Annotated in this window: 18 protein-coding genes; 7 read left to right on the top strand and 11 right to left on the bottom strand. The window is 35.6% G+C overall.

Annotated features, from left to right (window positions below):
• Nucleotides 1–33 precede the first annotated feature (33 nt).
• Entirely contained in the window at nucleotides 34–1,050 is a 1,017-nt protein-coding gene (trpS, locus tag A5821_RS17450) for a tryptophan--tRNA ligase (protein WP_086312217.1), read from the top strand.
• A 35-nt stretch (nucleotides 1,051–1,085) separates the two neighbouring features.
• Here trpS and A5821_RS17445 read toward each other — a convergent pair whose 3' ends face one another.
• Nucleotides 1,086–2,801, bottom strand: a complete 1,716-nt coding sequence (locus A5821_RS17445; RefSeq protein WP_086312216.1) for an ABC transporter ATP-binding protein — start codon at nucleotides 2,799–2,801, stop codon at nucleotides 1,086–1,088.
• Between the two features lie 282 nt (nucleotides 2,802–3,083).
• Between A5821_RS17445 and A5821_RS17440 the strand changes: the two genes are divergently transcribed.
• Together A5821_RS17440 and A5821_RS17435 are read left to right on the top strand one after the other, a co-directional pair.
• The gene (locus tag A5821_RS17440) at nucleotides 3,084–3,431 is read left to right on the top strand and encodes a hypothetical protein (RefSeq protein WP_086312215.1); all 348 of its coding nucleotides are present in this window, start codon (nucleotides 3,084–3,086) and stop codon (nucleotides 3,429–3,431) included.
• A 522-nt stretch (nucleotides 3,432–3,953) separates the two neighbouring features.
• Complete coding sequence (locus A5821_RS17435) at nucleotides 3,954–4,664, top strand: HAD family hydrolase (RefSeq protein WP_086312214.1); 711 nt, start codon at nucleotides 3,954–3,956, stop codon at nucleotides 4,662–4,664.
• A 56-nt stretch (nucleotides 4,665–4,720) separates the two neighbouring features.
• On the opposite strand, the gene A5821_RS17430 is transcribed toward A5821_RS17435, so the two are convergent.
• The 4 genes from A5821_RS17430 to A5821_RS17415 all read right to left on the bottom strand — a co-directional run bounded on the left by A5821_RS17430 (nucleotide 4,721) and on the right by A5821_RS17415 (nucleotide 13,004).
• Nucleotides 4,721–7,918, bottom strand: coding sequence for a DEAD/DEAH box helicase (locus tag A5821_RS17430; protein ID WP_086312213.1), 3,198 nt, complete (start codon nucleotides 7,916–7,918; stop codon nucleotides 4,721–4,723).
• A gap of 23 nt (nucleotides 7,919–7,941) precedes the next feature.
• Nucleotides 7,942–11,085, bottom strand: a complete 3,144-nt coding sequence (locus A5821_RS17425; RefSeq protein ID WP_086312212.1) for an AAA family ATPase — start codon at nucleotides 11,083–11,085, stop codon at nucleotides 7,942–7,944.
• 1 nt (nucleotide 11,086) lies between these two features.
• Nucleotides 11,087–12,226, bottom strand: a complete 1,140-nt coding sequence (locus A5821_RS17420; RefSeq protein ID WP_086312211.1) for an exonuclease SbcCD subunit D — start codon at nucleotides 12,224–12,226, stop codon at nucleotides 11,087–11,089.
• Between the two features lie 154 nt (nucleotides 12,227–12,380).
• A complete protein-coding gene (locus A5821_RS17415) occupies nucleotides 12,381–13,004 on the bottom strand; it encodes a lysophospholipid acyltransferase family protein (protein WP_086312210.1) in 624 nt (207 codons plus the stop codon).
• 169 nt (nucleotides 13,005–13,173) lie between these two features.
• Here A5821_RS17415 and A5821_RS17410 point away from each other — a divergent pair, with 169 nt between their 5' ends.
• From A5821_RS17410 to A5821_RS17395, 4 genes are read left to right on the top strand one after another with little or no spacing between them, the layout of a single operon-like run.
• Nucleotides 13,174–13,590 carry a GNAT family N-acetyltransferase gene (locus tag A5821_RS17410; protein WP_086312209.1) on the top strand — a complete coding sequence of 139 codons (417 nt, stop codon included), beginning with the start codon at nucleotides 13,174–13,176 and terminating at the stop codon, nucleotides 13,588–13,590.
• 19 nt (nucleotides 13,591–13,609) lie between these two features.
• A complete protein-coding gene (locus A5821_RS17405; RefSeq protein ID WP_086312208.1) occupies nucleotides 13,610–14,344 on the top strand; it encodes a tRNA1(Val) (adenine(37)-N6)-methyltransferase in 735 nt (244 codons plus the stop codon).
• Nucleotides 14,334–14,597, top strand: a complete 264-nt coding sequence (locus A5821_RS17400) for a GIY-YIG nuclease family protein (RefSeq protein ID WP_086312207.1) — start codon at nucleotides 14,334–14,336, stop codon at nucleotides 14,595–14,597. Before A5821_RS17405 ends, A5821_RS17400 begins: the two co-directional genes overlap by 11 nt.
• Complete coding sequence (locus A5821_RS17395; RefSeq protein ID WP_086312206.1) at nucleotides 14,598–15,071, top strand: GNAT family N-acetyltransferase; 474 nt, start codon at nucleotides 14,598–14,600, stop codon at nucleotides 15,069–15,071.
• Nucleotides 15,072–15,179: 108 nt separating this feature from the next.
• Here the strand turns inward: A5821_RS17395 and A5821_RS17390 are convergent, their stop codons facing one another.
• From A5821_RS17390 to A5821_RS17365, 6 genes are all read right to left on the bottom strand, one after another.
• On the bottom strand, nucleotides 15,180–16,277 hold the full coding sequence (locus A5821_RS17390; RefSeq protein ID WP_086312205.1) for a low temperature requirement protein A: 1,098 nt from the start codon (nucleotides 16,275–16,277) through the stop codon (nucleotides 15,180–15,182).
• A 158-nt stretch (nucleotides 16,278–16,435) separates the two neighbouring features.
• Entirely contained in the window at nucleotides 16,436–16,984 is a 549-nt protein-coding gene (locus A5821_RS17385; RefSeq protein WP_086312204.1) for a cysteine hydrolase family protein, read from the bottom strand.
• Between the two features lie 31 nt (nucleotides 16,985–17,015).
• Nucleotides 17,016–17,708 (bottom strand): 5'-methylthioadenosine/adenosylhomocysteine nucleosidase, encoded by a 693-nt coding sequence (locus A5821_RS17380; protein WP_086312203.1) that lies wholly within the window; start codon nucleotides 17,706–17,708, stop codon nucleotides 17,016–17,018.
• 16 nt (nucleotides 17,709–17,724) lie between these two features.
• Nucleotides 17,725–18,021, bottom strand: a complete 297-nt coding sequence (gene macP / locus A5821_RS17375; protein WP_086312202.1) for a cell wall synthase accessory phosphoprotein MacP — start codon at nucleotides 18,019–18,021, stop codon at nucleotides 17,725–17,727.
• Nucleotides 18,018–18,602: an NUDIX domain-containing protein gene (locus A5821_RS17370; protein ID WP_086312201.1), complete on the bottom strand. Its 585-nt coding sequence runs from the start codon at nucleotides 18,600–18,602 to the stop codon at nucleotides 18,018–18,020. Before A5821_RS17370 ends, macP begins: the two co-directional genes overlap by 4 nt.
• A gap of 300 nt (nucleotides 18,603–18,902) precedes the next feature.
• The gene (locus A5821_RS17365) at nucleotides 18,903–19,598 is read right to left on the bottom strand and encodes a hypothetical protein (protein ID WP_086312200.1); all 696 of its coding nucleotides are present in this window, start codon (nucleotides 19,596–19,598) and stop codon (nucleotides 18,903–18,905) included.
• Between the last annotated feature and the right edge of the window lie 30 nt (nucleotides 19,599–19,628).

Raw genomic sequence — 19,628 nt, 5'->3', positions numbered from 1 at the left:
GACTTTTTATTAATTGATTAAGGTGGTTACTTTATGGAAACTATTTTTTCAGGCATCCAACCTAGTGGTATTCCGACAATCGGAAATTACATTGGTGCGATGAAACAATTTATTGAATTACAAAATCACTATAACTGTTATTTTTGTATAGTTGATGAACATGCGATCACAGTTCCTCAAGATCCTTTGAAACTACGTCAACAAACGCGTGGTTTAGCAGCTCTTTATCTGGCTGTAGGTCTTGATCCTGAGAAAGCAACGATTTTCATCCAATCTGAGGTATCAGCTCATGCGGAAGCAGCTTGGATCATTCAATGCAACACAACGATCGGTGAATTAGAGCGTATGACTCAATTTAAAGATAAATCACAAAAAAATGGTCGGACAGGCGTTAGCGCGGGACTGTTGACTTATCCCCCTTTAATGGTAGGAGATATTGTTTTGTACAACGCAAATCTTGTACCTGTCGGCGATGATCAAAAACAGCATTTAGAATTGACACGGGATTTTGTTGAGCGTTTTAATAAACGTTATGGACAAGCCAATCAAGAAATTTTGGTTCTTCCAGAGGTAAAAATCGCTGAACAAGGCGGTCGGGTAATGAGCTTACAAGACCCAACTAGTAAAATGAGTAAATCAGATTCAAATGCCAAAGGATTCATCTCTATGTTGGATGAGCCAAGTATCATCCGCAAAAAAATCAAGTCAGCCGTAACTGATTCAACAGGTATCATTGAATACGATCCAGAAAATAAACCAGGCATCTCTAATTTATTAAGTATCTTCTCTGCCTCTACTGGTCGCTCAATCGATGATATAGTTGCAGCTTATGAAGGAAAAGGATATGGCGAATTCAAAACAGATTTAGCTGAAGCAGTTGTCGATCTACTAAGTCCAATCCAAGAACGTTACCATGAGTTATTAGCTTCAGAAGAATTAGATGATATCCTTGATAGAGGAGCCGAGCAAGCTCGCCTTGTTGCCAATAAAACATTACAACGAATGAAGAATGCTATTGGTTTAGGAAGAAAGCCACGTAAAAGAACTTAATAAAAAGCCAAGCTGGCCAGCTTGGCTTTTTATTGTTAATCTCTAAATTGTGCATCGTGCAAACGACGATAATGTCCACCTTTTTCAAGTAGCTCTTCATGAGTTCCTTGTTCTAATATCCCTGATTCACTAACAACAATGATCCGTGTTGCGTGTTTGATCGTTGCTAAGCGATGAGCAATAATCATTGTTGTTCTACCTTCGGCTAAAGAATTTAATGATTCTTGAATTACTTGTTCTGTCTCTGTATCTAGAGCAGAAGTCGCTTCATCTAAAATCAAAATCGGCGGATTTTTTAGAAACATTCGAGCAATTGCCACTCGTTGCTTTTGTCCCCCAGAAAGTTTTACTCCCCGCTCACCGATCATTGTATCTAGACCGTCTGACATTTGATCCACTACTTTTTCCAAATGAGCCAGCTGGACGGCTTTTTGAATTTCTTCTTCAGTCGCATCTAGTTTTCCGTAAGCAATATTTTCCCGAATTGTTCCTGGAAATAAAAATACATCTTGTTGGACAATACCGATTTGACTTCTCAAAGAAGCTAGTGTCATGTCTTGAATATTGATATCGTCAATGGTAATTTGTCCATCTGTTACTTCATAAAATCTTGGTAGTAAGTTACATAATGTTGTTTTTCCTGAACCACTTTGGCCTACAAATGCTACTGTCTCGCCTGGTACAATCTGCAAATCGATATGATTTAACACTTTCGTAGAATCCGCATAGGAAAATGAAACGTCCTTATACACGATATCGCCATGTAAATGGTCCACAGATATTGCATCAAGTTTATCTTGAATTGCGGGCTTCTTATCAATCTCTTCGGTAAAACGTTTGAACCCAGCAATTCCTTTTGGATAACTTTCAATCATATTATTGACTTTTTCGATGGGACGAACAAAAACATTTGACAGCAAAATAAATCCAACAAATTGTCCATCTGTAATTTCACCGTTGATTGTATAATACGCACCAAAAATCAATGCAAACAAGTTGATTAGCCGAATTAAAAAGTAATTATACGCAGAACTAATTCCCATCACTTTATAAAAGGTAATCTTAGACTGACGGTACGCTTGATTCAATCCTTCAAAACGTTGACGTTCAAAAGGTTCATTAGCAAAAGATTGTGTTACCCGAATACCACTAACAGACGCTTCAACGCCTGCGTTAAAGTCTCCGAGGTTATCGTAAATTTTAGTATTGACTTTTGTCATCTTCTTATTGAAAAAGACTAGTGCAACCGTAATGAAAGGTAATACAATAAACGTTGCCAAAGCCAATTGCACGTGAATTCGTAACATCAAATAAAATGATCCAACCAAAGTCATCACTGTGATAAATACATCCTCTGGTCCATGATGTGCAACTTCAGATATTTCAAATAAATCTGTCGTTAAGCGACTCATCAATTTCCCAGTTTTTTGATTGTCATAATATTCAAATGGCTGCGTCTGTAAGTGCTCATATAGTTCACGACGCATATCCGTTTCAATATTTACTCCTAATTTATGACCAAAAAATACCACGATATATTGTAAAAAAGTGTTGAGTATATAAAATAAAAGCAGGCCCACGCAAGCTAGTCCGATTAATCGGAAGTTTCCTTTAGGCATGATTTTATCAATCACCTGATTTACAACAACTGGAAATGATAATTCCAGTAAACCAGCTAGGACGGCGCAACCAAAATCCAAAATAAATAAGTGCTTATATGGTCTATAATAACTAAAAAAACGTTTTAACATAAACTCCCCTTTCTCTTGACACTATGTCCATTATACGCAAATGAACAACAGTATGCAAAGTTTGAAAACTAGGATTCGTCTAAAAATTTTATAATAAAATGCAATAGATACTATCAATACTATTTCAAAAATCTAATTATTCATTCTAAAAAAACAAATAAAAAAAATATAATGATCACAAATGAATTTTCAGGTTGAAAAATTGTTATTTTAACTATATTATAGATGAGGTTATACGTTTACTTTATAACCACTATTTATTATTAATTAAGGAGTGTTTAAGTGAAAACAGCAAAATTAGTTATTGGCATTATCAGTATTATTTTATCATTATTAGTTTTATTTCAATCTTGCGTTGCTGGATTAGGGAACAGTATTAATAATAATGGTGAGGTTGGTGGAAGTGCCGGCATGCTTTTAGCCATCTGTTTATTAGTGGCTGGAATTGTTGCTATCGCAACACGTAATTCTTCTGGTAATGGCGGTTTTGTAGCTGCTGGCTTTTATATTGCAGGAGGGATCATCGCCTTCTTACTAGCAGGCGGATATGATGATTTATATCTTTGGTCTGTATTATCAATTATATTTGGTGCTACCTTCGTGATTGGGGATACGAAAAAAAGAAAATAATAATCAGATATTTGAGTACTGAACAACTAATAGTCAAACTGGAGGGAAGACATTCTCTCCGGTTTTTTATACATTTTGAGAAGCTCTATATACTGTTATGTCAATCACTTGAAAAGACCAAAACAATTTGGTAAATTATACGTATACATGTACATCATAAAAAACACCGATGAGTAGCTTATGTCTTGGGGAAGATAGGCCTGATCGGTGTTTCTGTTTTTTATTATACTAAATGTAGTTTTTTTTTACCACTTCAAAAATTTACTATCGATGTTACTTTTTTGAAGAATAAAATATCAAAATATGTTTTTTTATTCGCTTTCTGACTATGATATCGTTGCTTTCTATTATTTATTTTTACTAATTGATGATCAATTAGTAATCAGTCTTTCTATTTTTTATTATCCCTTACGTGTTAGTATTCTAATCAATTTCTTTCTGTTCTTTTGTGAAAAAGTTCGCTACAATGAAAGAGGATTTTGAAACTTTTTCTGAAAATAATTAAGGGGTGCAAATGTTTAAATGAAAACCATTGTTTTTGATGTGGATGATACGATTTATGACCAGCAACAACCTTTTAGAAACGCGATCAATTCAGTCTTTCCTTGTGTGAAGGCTGAAGATATGCATGCATTATATATTCGTTTCCGTTTTCATAGTGATGAAACCTTTCCAAAGGTCATGGCTAATGAATGGACACTGGAATATATGCGCTTTTATCGGATCAATGAATCATTAAAAGATCTGAATTATCCAAATGTTTCACAAGAAGATGGATTGACTTTCCAAAAAACATATGAAGATGAACTAGATAATATTGTCATGCATCCAGAAGTAAAAAAAGTGTTTGATTACTTAAAAGAGAAAAATATTCCTATGGGGATTATTACAAATGGACCTACGGATCATCAATTCAAGAAGGTCAAACAACTTCAGTTAGAGAATTGGGTTCCAACTGATAACATCATTATTTCTCAAAGTACTGGATTTCAAAAGCCAGAAAGGGAAATCTTTGACCTTGCTGCTAAAGAGTTTGGCATGGACTGCGAACGTACCTTATATGTAGGTGATAGTTTTGAAAACGATATTGCCGGTGCTAAAAATGGTGGCTGGAAATCGCTCTGGTTTAATCATCGTTTAAGAGAAATGCCTGCTGATGAAGAAGCTCATCACATTAAAGAAGTTACTTCATTTGAGGATTTATTCCCTACGATCCAATCGCTATTTTCATAGTAAAAAAGTACGATTTATACTCAGCGTTTTTCTGAGTATAAATCGTACTTTTAATTTTATTCTCCAATACTTAAAATCATTCGAATATCATCTTCAGTCATTTTTGCTAACTGTTCTTCATTTCCTTGAATCACTTTTTGGAATAATTCGCGTTTTTCCTGCTGTAAAGAATCCATCTTCTCTTCAACAGTTCCCTCTGCAATCATCCGCCACACTTCTACAACATTTTTTTGACCGATCCTATGTGCACGTCCTGCAGCTTGCTCTTCCACCGCTGGATTCCACCATAAATCATAAAGAATCACAGTATCAGCACCAGTTAAGTTCAAACCAGTTCCACCAGCTTTCAATGAAATTAAAAAGACATCTTTTTCGCCAGCATTGAATGCATCTGCCATAGCCATCCGTTCTTTAGGTTTGGTGCTCCCTCTTAAATAGAAAGTGGATAGCTCTAATTCATTTAATTCTTTTTCGATGATCGATAGCATACTAGTAAATTGAGAAAAAAGCAATACTCGTCGATTATTTTCTTTAGCTGCTACCAACAAATCTTTGACTTGCTCCAGTTTTCCAGAGCCGCCTGTATAATCATCAATAAATAGACTAGGATCACAGCAAATCTGACGCAGCCGAGTCAATCCAGCCAAGATACTCAAACGATTCTTCTTAAATGCATCTTGATCCATTTGACTAACATCTTCTTGCATTTGTTTCAGATAGGCTAAATAAACTGTTTTTTGTTCCTCTGTAAGAACGCTGTACAGATTACTTTCAATCTTGTCAGGTAAATCCGCCAATACCGTTTTCTTATCTCGTCTTAAAATAAATGGCTGGATCATTTTAGCGATTTCTTCTGGTTTCATTGATCTAAATAATGTTTTCGATGGAAATAATCCTGGTATGATCATCTGAAAAATCGACCATAACTCATCTAAATTGTTTTCGATCGGCGTACCGCTTAGAGCAAAACGTTGAGGAACCTTCAAACTTTTTAAAGCTTGTGCTGTTTTCGTTCCGCTATTTTTCACCATTTGTGCTTCATCTAAAATCAAGTAGCCTAAATTCAAGGCTTGATACATATCAATATCTTGTCTAAGACTAGCATATGATGTAATCAACACATCTAAATTCTCTTGATTAGCAAGCTTTTCTCGTTCTAATTTGTTTCCAGCTACGACTTCGGCTTGTAAATCTGGAGCAAATTTCTTCAATTCCGCTGCCCAGTTATAAATCAAACTAGCTGGTGCAACGATCAACGCTGCTCCTGTTTGTTTTTGTTCTTCTTTTTCAGATAATAAATAAGTAATCGTCTGAAGCGTTTTTCCAAGTCCCATTTCATCTGCTAAAATACCGCCAAATTGATAATAGCTAAGCATTTTTAACCATTTAAATCCATCGATTTGATAGCTTCTAAGCGTTGCTTGGATTTTTTCAGGTAATTGTGCTTCAAATTTTTCTGGATGGGTCAGATTTGAAACCATTTCTTTAAAAGAATCCGAAAAATGAGCCCGTGTATTGTTTTCCAGCATATTTTCGATCATTAACCCTTGGTTTCTCGGGACTTGAATTGTGCCCTGAACGTTTTTCATATTATTCCTCAACATCGTCAGAACTTCACTTGTCTGTTGAAACTCTTCTGAGTCTAGGGATAAAACTTCTCCTGTCTCCAAAGTATAAAAACGGTCGTTACGTAATAGACTAGCCAAAACAGCATCAATTTCCTGTTCGGCTATACCTGTTATATCAAAACGTACATCCAACCAAGAATCAGAGTCGGACACTTCGATCAGAGGTTGATGATGTGCAGCATCCAAATAGAGTTCTCGTAGTTTTTTCCCCATTCGAACTTCACCTAGACGTCTGAATGTCGGAACTTCCGCTTTAAAAAAGTAATACAAACGCTCACCAGCAGGTAGCGGTTTTTCATATCCGTCAGTGACTTTTTGATAACCAAACGCGGTTAATTGCTCTAAAATTTCTTGTTCTTTTTTACCGTCACGAACGACTTCTTGATTGGCACCAGAGGATACTGAATGCTCTTGATCCGTTGAAAAAATTACTTCTCCATAAGTAAAGTCGACACGAACTTTGATCATTCCTTTGATTTTCCGAAAAATAAAGATTGCTTCTAATTGATGATAGACCACTTCTTGAGCAACTTCTGTACTGACATTCACTGTTCCTAATTTTTTCAATAAGGGAATGACCCCGCCAAATAGATCAGATAACTCAGATTTTTCATAAATGATCTCAGGCTTTTCAACTCGTTTTAGTAACTGTAATAACGTTGTGTAGATTGCTTCTTGTTCCTGTGAAAAAATATAGACTTGATCTTTACTGAATCCCCACTGATAGTGGGATAAAAAGGTTGTTATCTGGTCATCGATCACCAGCTTATACTGATTATCTTTTTGTTTACTTATATCAAAAAAGATTGGTAATGATCCCGCTACAAAGGAAAGATGACGATACTTTTGCCCTTCATCGTTTAGTTGAAAATGAGGAAGTCTACTCATCTTTTCAAGTAACACTCGTCCTTGATCGATTGGTAAAACAAGATACCTTTTGTCCATTTTTCCTTTGACTTGCACCCCATTAGCGCCTAATAATTGACTTGTTTGATAAATTGCAGCCAACTGTTCTAATAATTCTTGATTTTCAATTGAAAAAGCTTCTTTCATTAAGTCAAAGTGATGCTGTTTATTGATCAAGAAAGTACCTTCTTTTTGGAATGACTGAAAGAACTCACCAATATTTTTAATAATATAAGTTTTAGGTTTGACCCCTTGATTTCCGAGACGTAATGAAACGCCTAAAACAGCTAACTCAGGATAATAACTGTTTGTTTCTATAACGTCAACGATATATTCAACAGTCAATGGCGTGATCTTATTTTTTTCTTCAGATTGATTTAATTTAGCGAATCCTTTGGTAAACATCTCTGAAATAGACAATGCTCGTTTTTCAAACTGGACTGGTTGGTCTGCTTTTATGATTCGGGAAGTTCCTTTTTGACGTAAATACAATTCAACTGCAACTGTATGCTTACAATAGCCATGATCTTTCCAATATGGGCATTCACAAATATCGTTTTCTTTTGCAGTTCCATCTAATTGTATGCGATAAAGTTCATTCCCTAGCACTTCTGCATGCCAAATTTTTCTCTCAGGATCTTGCACGACTGACAAAACTCTGCCTTCTTTCATATATTCCCTACCGCGCTCAACGATTCGTTCTGGTATACTCCACTTCATTTTCTCACCTCCTCATTTAAAGCCTAAGCCGTTTGATAGGTCACTTGACTTTGACCATTTCCATTTGTTTTGATTTGTAGTTGTTGGGGAATTCTTGCTTTTAATTCACTCACATGACTGATGATACCGATCATTCTTCCTTCATTTTCGATTGTTTCCAATGCCTCCATCGCCATTTCCAGGGCTTCTTCATCTAAAGAACCAAATCCTTCATCAATAAACAAGGCTTCAATCAAAACACCACCAGCTTGTTCCTGGATCACTTCGGCTAACGACAACGCCAACGCTAATGCCGCAATAAAACTTTCGCCACCAGATAATGTGTGAGCACTGCGCGTATTTCCAGCATTATCATCATACACATTGATTTCAAGTCCAGTTTGATTTTTATAACTTCCGGAATCTTGATTCAATTCAAATTGGTAACGATTATTTGTAAGTAAACTTAGACGCTGGTTTGCTACTTTTAAAACTTCCTCTAAATAGGTTTGCAAAACATATCTTTCCAAACTTGTTTTCCTTTGATTGTCGCCATTAATAGTCGTTGCCAATTGATGCAATGCAGTTACTTCTTCCCATTGATGTTCCACAGAAGCAATCAATTCTTTTACTTGCTGTTGAATTTTTTCATTGGATTGGATTTTTTCTTGTTGTTGATAATAATTTGCTTCTTTCGTTTGAAGTAAAACAGTCAATTGTTCGATCTCCTCTATTAAATTGCTTGTTTCTGGATGCTCTTTATTTTCTAGCTTTTTCTCTAGTTCAGTCAATTGAAACGCCAGTTGATCCTGTTTCTTATCAAACGTCGTTAGTTCTTCACTGATTGCTTCTAATCTAGGTACTTCCCTTAATAAAGCACGCATAACATTTCCGTCTAATTCAAAACTTGATTCTTGTATAGCTTTAGCCAATTGTTGTTCTAATGCTATTTTTTCTGCTAAATTCGCTGCTTGATCCTTTGCGAGATGTTCTTCACTATTTTTTAACAGCAACTGACTCTCTTTTACTTTTGCTAATTGTTCTTCGATTTCTTGTTGTTGTCTTTGCCACTGCATTATTTGTTGTTCAAGTTGTTGTTTTTTATCTGTTATTTCCACTAAAGAAAGTTGCCCATCCATCAATTGTTCCGAAATTGTTTTTAGTTTGGTTTGGCTTTCAGCTTGTTCCAGACGTTTCTCATTGACAAGCTTTTCTTGTTCTAGCACTTTTAATTGTTGCTCTTTTACTGTATTTTCCAGCTCAAGAATTTTTTCCTTAGCCGCTTCTATTCGTTCTAATTCATGTTCAAGTTTGTCAGCTTCCGTTTGAAAATTCGCTGTCACTAGGTCGATGTCTTTATCAGTTAAAGTTTCCTTTAATGTGATGATTTGCTTATCCTGTAACAGTTTGAATAACGATTCGACTTTATTTTTTTGCTGTTCTAATTCTTTTAGTAATTCTTGTTCAGCCTGTTTAGTCTGTGCGACTTGGGTTTGCAGTTTTGCAACCGTTGCTTCTTGTTTTTGAGCAATCAGTTCAATTTCATTGAGTTGTGTTTCGATAGACTGAACTTCCTCTAACGTAAACTCTTGGTGCTCGTTTTGATTTGGATGTTCAACTGAACCACACACTGGACAAGGATCACCTTCAACTAAAAATAAGCTCAAACGACTGATCTGCATCTTTGCCCATTGACTTTTTTTGTCAGCAACTTTTTTATAAATTTGCTCTTTCTCACTCTCGGCTTGTTTTCGTTCATCATCGGTGATAGACAATTGTTCTAGAATCGTTATTTTCTTTGTTTCAAGTTGTTGTTGTTGCTTCCAACTATCTAAAAAAGTCAGCCATTGCTCTTGATGTCGTTCCAATTCCAATTGTGCTTTTTCAATTTGGACTGTTCCTTCTATAACAGCTAGTTCTTTTTGGTACAATTGTTCAGCGTTGTCTTGTATTCCTTTTACCTCTGTTAGTTTTGTTGTTAAGTTTTCTATTTCCAAATGATTCGTTTCGATCATGCGTATAACTTTGTCTTTTTCTTCATACAAAGGAATTTGAAATTGAAGCTTTGTAGCTTGTTCTTTGGCTGCGTTCATTTCAGCTGATTGCTCAATAGTTTCTTGTTGTGTTTTTTCTAATTGCTGAATCAATTGACATTGTGTTTCTTGTTGGGATTGATTGTTCTTTAGCTCTTGCTCAAACATTGAAATCAACTTAGCTTTTTCATCGATTTTTTCAATCAAGCCTTGATGATTTTTTACCCATTGAAGTTGCTGAACTTCTGCTCGTAATTTTTCTATCATCTCAGCAGTTTGATCTAGCTCTTCTTTTTGTTTTTTGAGCTGACTTTGTTTTGTAAACTCATTTGCTAACTCTTCTAAAGAAAATTGTTCTTGTTCTTTTTGTTGTTTTTGTCTTTGTAATTCAGTCAATGCTGATTTATCTATATCCTGTTGTTTGAGCATTGCTTCTTGTTGTAGCTCTAAGGCAGCTAATTGTTGTTCTACAGTTTGCTCTTCTTGAGATTGCTCCTGCCAATATAGTTGATCTAATTTAGCTTGGATCATTTGTTGTGTCGTTTCAATCCCTTTATTGACCGTCTTTAATTGTGCCTTCAGTTGTTCATTTAACGTTTGATACAATTGGGTACCAAATAGATTTCGAAGAACTTTTTCTTTGTCGTTACTATTTGCAATCAAAAAGGTTCTAAACTCCCCTTGAGGTAAAAGTACGATCTGAGCAAATTGAGTTGCATCTAAGTGCAGTAGTTCTTGGATAAAACTGTCGACTTCACGGCGCTTTGTATACTCTCTAAGTTCCTTTCCAGAACGATCTTTGACGATCAAGGAAATCTTCGCACTTTGCGTTCGAGTACCGTCACCGCGTTTTTTATAAAGTTCTTGTTCTGGTTTTCTAGTAATTTCATAAAAATAGTCGCCATGAGAAAAAGTCAAGTGAACTTCAGTTGGTTCTGATGGGTCAGCAAATGTTGAACGCATCTCTTTTCCTTGCCGTAACTTTCCTGAACTTTCACCAAATAAAGCATAGCTCATGCCATCAAAAATCGTCGTTTTCCCTGAACCAGTCTTTCCGCTGATCAAAAATAAAGAAGAATCTTCAAACTTGTTAAAATGAATCGTTTCAGCAATATAAGGGCCAAAGTTTTTTAATGTCAGTGTTAATGGTTTCAACTTATTTCCCTCTTTCTGCTTGGTGAAGCTCTGCTAGATTGTCTTTGATCCAAACTCGCTGCTGTTGCGTCAATTCTTCTCCTGTCACTTCTGAAAAGAACTGACCTACTAGCTCAGTCGGCGCTAAAGCTTTGATTTCTTTTTTTGTCTCATTTCTCTTCTGTTGCAACTCTCTTCCAAATAATCGTTCGACACCGATCACTCGCGGGTAAATCTGTCGTAATTGATTCATCATATTAGGAATCACTGCACGATCCGTTAGTTGAATATGGACATAATTTTCACAATCGAAAGACTCATAAAACTGTTGAGCGGTCAACTCTTTAAAGCTACCTTCAATTTGTACAATATCTCTTAATGGCTGGATCTCTTTGAATTCAAATGCTGTTTCACCCACTTGGGTATCAACGATCCAAACCCCTTTTTTTTGATTCATTTCTGATAAAGAAAATTTTAATGGCGATCCGCTGTACCGTGCATTTTCGGCTTGTAACGCATTTTTCCCATGTAAGTGTCCTAATGCTACATAGTCGAATGATTCAAGCAAAGATAATGGCACAGTATCCAAGCCCCCCACCATTAATTTTGTTTCTGAATCAGACTTTTCACTACCCGCTACAAAAAAATGACTGACTAGAACATGAGCCATATCTGGTTTAAATTGTTTCTCCATTGCGGTGATTACTTCTTTCATCGCTTGTTCGATTGTTCGAATTTCTTCGTTATCAAAATATAAACGAGCTGAAATTGGTTCAAAATATGGTAATAAGAAAAATTGAGTATTTTCCATCTCCACTGGTTGAAACGCCTGATCCAATCGCGTATTCAAATGAAAATTCGATTGAATAAACCATGGACCACCCGTTTCTAAACGAGTACTACTGTCATGATTGCCTGAAATCGCCAATACTGGAAATTTTTCTTGTAAATTCATCTCTACGATCATTCGATTAAAAACCTCGATCGCCTCAACAGAGGGAACCGATCGATCATATAAATCGCCTGCAATGACTATAGCATCCACTTGTTCATCCTTAGCAATCGCCAGAATCTGCTTGAACGCATCCGTCTGCTCTTCTAATAAATCATACCCATGTAATTTTTTGCCGATATGCCAATCAGCTGTATGTAAAAAACGCATGATTTCACCACCTAAAAAAGTCCTTCTTACTATTATACCAAATTTACGGAGAAATATATGGTATAAGCATATAGAATTTTTTTGAAACAAAAAAACCTGAAATATAACTCTTCTAGTTATATCCAGGTTCTAATAGATGTAAATACATGTACCATTACTTTTCTTTCACTTCATATTTAAAATTGGGATCGATCTCTTGATCTAGGCTATCAAAAGTCGCTTGCATTCTGCGTTCAACTTCTGCAATCCCTTCTTTATCCATCTTAGCAATATCACTAACGTCGATTGGTTCACCAAAGCGAACTGTTACTCGACGACGTTTGAATAAGTCTTTCAAAGTCAATGGGCCTTGATAAACAGCAGGAACGATTTTGACTTTCGCCATTTTTGCAATCAATGCCACGCCGCCTTTCAACTCGGAGGAATGACGAGTTCCGCTTGGAAACATTACTAAGCTTAAATCCGTACTTTTTAAAGATTTTACAGGGGTTTTGATCGCACTAGGTCCTGGTTTTTCCCGATCGACAGGAAAAGCATTCGCATGCTTTAAAATAAAACTTAGAAATGGATTTTTAAATAATTCTTTTTTCGCCATAAAACTAAACTTTTTCGGTGATCCGCCCACAGCTAAATACAACGGTTCCCACCACGTTCTATGAGGGGCAACTAAAATATAATTTTCATTTTGAGGAATACGATCTTTCTTTTCATAGTGTGCATTGCCGTTTATAAGAAATAAAACAACCCGAACAACGCCACGCATAAATGTAAAAAACATGTTTTTCTTCCTTTCTTTTCACTAGCTATAAGTATGCCGAAAACTGATGCTTTTGACAAGTCTTTTTCACAGGTTTCTTCTAATCTTAATTGTAGTATAATATAAGGATATCATCTGTTCCATCAAAGAGCTTTGCTGTATAATTCAAGAAAACTGGAGGTCCATGTCGATGATCGAATATAAATCACTGAATCTGGAACAAAATGAAGCCCACTTGATTACATTACTTTCTAAAAATCAAGAAGAAGAAAAAAATATCCCTGCCGAACAGAATACCTCTTTTTCTTTGGCTTTATATGATAACGGACTTTATGTCGGCGGTATCACAGCGAATAAATGGATGAATGCCACTCATATTTCTTTATTAGCCATCAACAAATCTTATCGTGGTAAAGGCTATGGTAGTCAACTCCTTAAAAAAGCAGAAGCATTTGCCATTGAATCAGGATCTGCACTTATAACCATTAATACCCAAGATTATCAAGCAAAAACATTCTATGAAAAATATGGTTACCAAGTTTTTGGACACTTGACAGATACACCTTTTAGCGGCACAACAAAATATTATTTAGTAAAACGAATTTAAACTAAAGGAATGAGTATACATGTTATTACCAGGCGAACGAATCGATCAATTATTTGCGGATGATATTCAGATTATCCAAAGCAAAGAGGTTTTTTCTTTTTCAATAGATGCTGTCTTATTGGCAAATTTCCCTACATTTCCTAAAACCGGTACAATCGTTGATCTCTGTGCTGGAAATGGCGCTGTCGGTCTATTTGCTAGCCGTAAAACAAAAGCTAAAATCACACAAATCGAACTGCAAAAGCGCTTAGCTGATATGGGAAAAAGAAGTATTCAATTAAATCAATTGGAAAAACAGATGAACATGATCGAAATCGATTTAAAACTAGCAACAACGGTGGTAAAACCTGATTCTGTTGACTTGGTGTTATGTAATCCGCCTTATTTCAAAGAACTTCCAACAAGTCAAAAAAATCCTAATCCCCATCTAGCGATTGCTCGTCATGAAATACATACAACTTTGACTGAAGTCGTTGAAGTTTCTGCAAAACTATTAAAAACAAATGGACGTTTAGCAATGGTTCACCGACCTGATCGATTTTTAGATATTCTTCATGCAATGGAAGCTGCAAATATCGCACCTAAACGCGTTCGATTTGTTTACCCTAAAATTGGAAAAGAAGCGAACACATTATTGATTGAAGGGATCAAGCAAGGGAAAAAAGACGGATTTCGAGTTCTACCTCCACTGTTTACCTATGATGAACAAAACAATTACTTACCAGAAATGAAGGCGATGTTGTATGGCAACTGAACACTATTTTTATGTACTTCTTTGTAAAGACGATACATTTTACGGCGGCTATACAACCGACCCTGAACGTCGCTTAAAAGAACATAACAGCGGTACTGGAGCAAAGTATACCCGACTTCCCTCACGCTTACCTGTGAAAATGATCCATGTTGAAAAATTCAGCAATCGCAGTGATGCTACCAAAGCAGAGTATGCCTTTAAGAAATTAACAAGAAAACGTAAAATCGCTTATTTAAAAGAAGGGAGTAGGTAAATGAACCTAACGATTCGACCATTTTGCGTTGCTGATGCCACACAAATCGCCATTTTATTAAAAAGAATTTTTTTAGAAATAAACAGCAAAGATTATTCAATCGAGCAAATGGAACAGTTAGCTGCCGAATACACTCCTGAAAAAATTATTGAACAAGCCTCTTACGCTCATACCTATGTAGCTGAAAAAGCTGGTCATGTAATTGGTACAGGAACTATTTGCCCTTTTTGGGGCAGTCAAACAGAGAGTATTATTTTAAGTTTATTTGTCTTACCTGAATTTCACGGATATGGAATTGGTACAGCTATCATGAACTATTTAGAGCAGGACACATTTTATATCAGAGCCAATCGAATTGAGATTCCCGCTTCTAAAACTGCGGAACAGTTTTATTTACGTCTAGGCTATCAAGCAAAAAATAATGAACCAACTGAAGACGAAAATGGATATTTACGTATGGAGAAACGACGATGAAAAAATCTTATTCATTTAGGATAATCAAAATTCTAATAAACAGACTCTATTAACCGTTTCTTAAATCAAAAAACCTCAACCTAATGAATGGCTGAGGTTTATTTATGATTAAAGTTCTTGTTTCACCTTATAAAGTAAAAATAATAAAAACACTACATTTACAAGTAAGAATGGTACCATAAAATCTTGAATAAGCAAACTGATCACGATCCATGCTGCGAAATAAAGTATACTCTTACTAATAAAAGGAAGGTAATTATGTTCTTTTTTAGTATAAATAATCATATTAGCAATTGTTCCTCCTAAAAAACAGAGTAAACTAGCGGCTAAACATAAAATAAAGAACAGCGGTTGAATATCATTTTCTACATAGTTTTCATACAAAACGATCGATAGACCCAGTCCCACAAAGATAAAGTAATGAGAATGAATCAAAACCAACCCAGCGGTATCCTTTTGTCGATCGATTCCTGATTTGTACACCGCATTGTAAAATAAGAACATCACGACAACTAATAAAAAGAACAAAATACTGCCAATACTTATTTTATTAAAGATAATTGTACTGGCTACGGCAATTATTGCTTCACCGAATAATAATAGCGTAAACAAACTATAGCGCTCCGTCAAATGCCCAAAATTTGTAGGAAAATCCTCTAGTGCTTTTTTAATAATGATTGGGAAAAATGCTGTAATAAATATAGAAACGACATACACTCCAAAACGAATAGGATAAGTCCCCCAAGGTAAAATCGTCATAAAGCCGATCAATCCACTTACACATAAAACGATAATCAATTGATTACATAACTTCTTAACAATGTCCTCTTCCGTACTTCTCATCTTTAAATAGTACTGTAAAGCAATACTGAAAAATAAAATAGAGGTGGCTCCTGCAAAAGTAAAATGTGTTTTCTCAAAATCAACATTGATTGCTTGAGCTAAAACAATCACCCAGAACATATCAAAAAATAAAAACAGCGCACTTGTCTTATTCTTAATAGAAAAACGATTAGCAAAAACGGTTTGATAAGTCCAAATTGTCCAAAAGACGAGTGTCAACATAAAAAATTCACCAAGACTCTTGAAGGATAACTGTTGATCTGCACCAACAAATAAAATTGATGCAATGCGGCTGATCGCATAAGCAAAAATCAAATCATAAAACAGTTCGAACTCGGAAACCTCTTTTTTTAGCACCTGCATTCGATCACTTCCATTCTGATTGATAGTTAGTATGTTCCTTTTTATTATAATCTTGATCCTCTATTTATTACAAAAATAGTGACCCTTTTTAATACTTTTTGTTACAGAATAAAAAAAGAGAGACAAACTACAAAATAGTTTTGTCTCTCTTAATAGATTTATTCGATTACTTCTGCGCCTAAAGTTTGTTTAAAATGGTTTAATGCCCATTCATGTCCAACAGGATCAAAACTAGCAACTGCATTTTTATGAATCACGATTTTATAGCCTAAATTATAAGCATCCACGGCTGTATGCAACACACAAATATCTGTACAGACACCTACCAAATGAACTTCCGTAATCCCTCTTTCACGCAGACGAATATCTAAGTCTGTTCCACTAAAAGCTGAGTAATGACGCTTATCGATCCAATAACAAGTAGCTTGCGTTCGATTATCTTCATAAAATTCAGCAAGTTTGCCATACAGTTTTCGACCATTTGTCCCTGCAATATTATGAGGTGGAAATAAATTATTTTCAGGATGATATGGATCATTTAAATCGTGACGGTCAATTGCATAAACCACAAAGTCATTATTATCAATAAACTTTTTTGTTACTTCTACTAAAGATTCTTCAATTGCTTGCCCTGCACTTCCCGTAGTCAAAGCTCCCTTTGTTGCAACAAAATCATTTGTGTAATCAATTGAAATCAATGCTTTCATTTTAGAACCTCCATTTTAAAAGTAGAGCAAATTAAACCAGATGCTCCACAAAATTGATGACCATTTGCGCAGATTTTTCTCCTGCTTCTTCAATAAATTCATCAAACGTTTGAGAAGCTTCATGATCCGCTGTATCACTGATTGCTCTTACAACTAAAAATGGGATATTAAACTGCGCCGCTGCTTGAGCAATTGCTGCCCCTTCCATTTCACAAGCCAAAGCTTCTGGAAATTCAGCAATGATTGCTTTCACTTTTGTTTGATCATTAACAAAAGAATCTCCTGTTACGATCAAGCCGTGATGAATCGACATTCCTGTTTTCTCAGCTGCTTTTTTCATTTCAAGTTTTAAATAGTCGCTTGATTCATAATACAGAGGCATTCCTGGTAACTGTCCTGGTTTATAACCAAATCCAGTAACATCTACGTCAAAATAAGCTAGTTTATCCGCAATAACTACATCACCTACAGCAAGACCTTGACCAATACCACCTGCTGATCCTGTATTGATCACCATATTGACACCATATTGATGAATCAATAACGTAGTTGTGACAGCAGATAACACTTTTCCGATTCCAGAGCGTACAACGATCACTTCATGACGACCTAAAGAACCTGAAACAAACACGGCTCCAGCTCTTTCCCATGATCGAGTATCAGATAAGGCTTCTTTTAAGATTTTTACTTCTTGATCCATTGCACCGATAATTCCAATTTTCATTGTGACATCCTCTTCTCTATAAATTCAATACTATAAATATTACAATAGCCAACAAAATCGCTACAACAATGATTGCTTTGGTCAGCGTACTGCTGCGTTCGCGGATTTTGGTTTGCTCATTTGAACGTGATTGAGTGATTTCTTTTTGTTTCTTATGTTCTTTTCGGTAGAAATTCGAGATTTCTTTTTCTTTTTTACGGTATTCTTTATCCGCCTCTTTTTGCTCTTGCTCGAACAATTTCTGTGCGGCTTTTTCCTCTTCTTCTTTGCGTTTCCGTAATTCTGTCCGAGTGACCAGCGGACCTTTACTCATCGGTTATCCTCCTTCAGCAGCCTTTTTAGTTGCTGTAATTCCCAGTACTGCACAGCAAAAATTGTTTTTGCATCACAAATTAATCCACTCGCAATCTCTGCTTTCGCTTCGTCTAATGTTAATGTATATAATTCTAAAATTTCGTCATCATCTTGAGGACGGGGATTAGGAATTTTTTCTAACTCTTCAGCATAATAAATATGAAGAAGCTCATCAGCGAAACCAGGAGAAACATACATCGACGTCACAAAGGTGAATTTGTTGGCTCGGTAGCCTGTCTCTTCTTCCAATTCTCTTTCAGCAGTTTCTTTTGGGTGATCCTGTTCACCTGGATCAATTTTTCCAGCTGGAATTTCCAAGAGAACTTTTTCCATTGGTTTTCTAAATTGCTTGACCATAATCAATTTATTATCAGCTGTGACCGGAATGACCGCAACTGCTCCTGGATGGAAAACTAATTCACGTGTGCTCGTCTCGCCATTTGGCAAGCGGACTTCATCCAGAACAACGTCAATAATATGACCTTTAAATATTTCTTTTCTGGAAATCGTCTTTTCCTCAAACTCTTCAAAGTTCATCATGCATTTCACCAATCTTTCTATGGATATAATACCTTAATTTGGAAATTTTATCACTTATCGATCTTCTTGTGCATCTTTTCTTTGCTGTAAGTAGGGATTTTATACAATCTATTTCATTTATTAACAATTAATTAAGCAGTATGATAAAAGTTTTTTCCTACCTAATTATACCAGTAATTAAAATTTGAAACAGTCTCTTCGATGAATACTATAAAAACAAAGAGAGGCAAAACTAGGTTACTAGTCTTACTTCTCCTTTTAAAGATCGAACCTATTCATTTTGAATTTATTTGTATTCGACTATTTTTGCAATTCAGCCAGAGAGTTCATGATTTTAACCAAATCAGATTTGTTGCTCTCTTGTTTTTCAGCTAGAGTCCAACTGATGCACTGTAAATAATGATCCTTACTCTCCATCAAATCATAGATGTAGAAAACTTCAACACCATCTTTACTTGCAGTAAATGTGCGGCGTTCCCCTTTGAGATCATTGTATTTGACAGATTCTTTCTTTTCATCCGTCCTTTCGCCCAAATCAGACAAATCAACAGAATCTTTAAATGCAGCAAAATTGTCAAAATCTTTTTTACCTTCACTTAAAACCATATAGTATTCTTCTTTCGAAGCATTTTTTAAACTAACATCTGCATTGTCGCTCAGTTCTTTTGCTTCTACAGATTGCCAACCATCCGTTAATTCTACTTTGAAATTACCATTTTTAGTTTTGATAACTTCAACCTTACCTTTTGAATCATCGGTTTGTTCTTTTGTTTCTTCAGTTGCAGCTTTATTCTCGTCTGCTGAATCGCTCGTCTCAGACTTATCCCTAGGCTCATAAAATACTTCGTCATCACCATAAGAAGTCGATTCCTCTACACTAGAACTTGTTTCTTCTATATAAATGTCATCGTCAACCTCTTCTTCGACTTTACGCCCAGAACAGCCTGTGATCACTAATACTACCAGTAATATAGCTATGATTTTAAATTTTTTCACACTGTTTCTCCTTTTATCCTGATCATTACC

It is taken from the genome of Enterococcus sp. 7F3_DIV0205 (assembly GCF_002141365.2).
GTDB lineage: Bacteria > Bacillota > Bacilli > Lactobacillales > Enterococcaceae > Enterococcus_L > Enterococcus_L palustris.
This window is presented reverse-complemented; position numbering and strand designations above follow the sequence as displayed.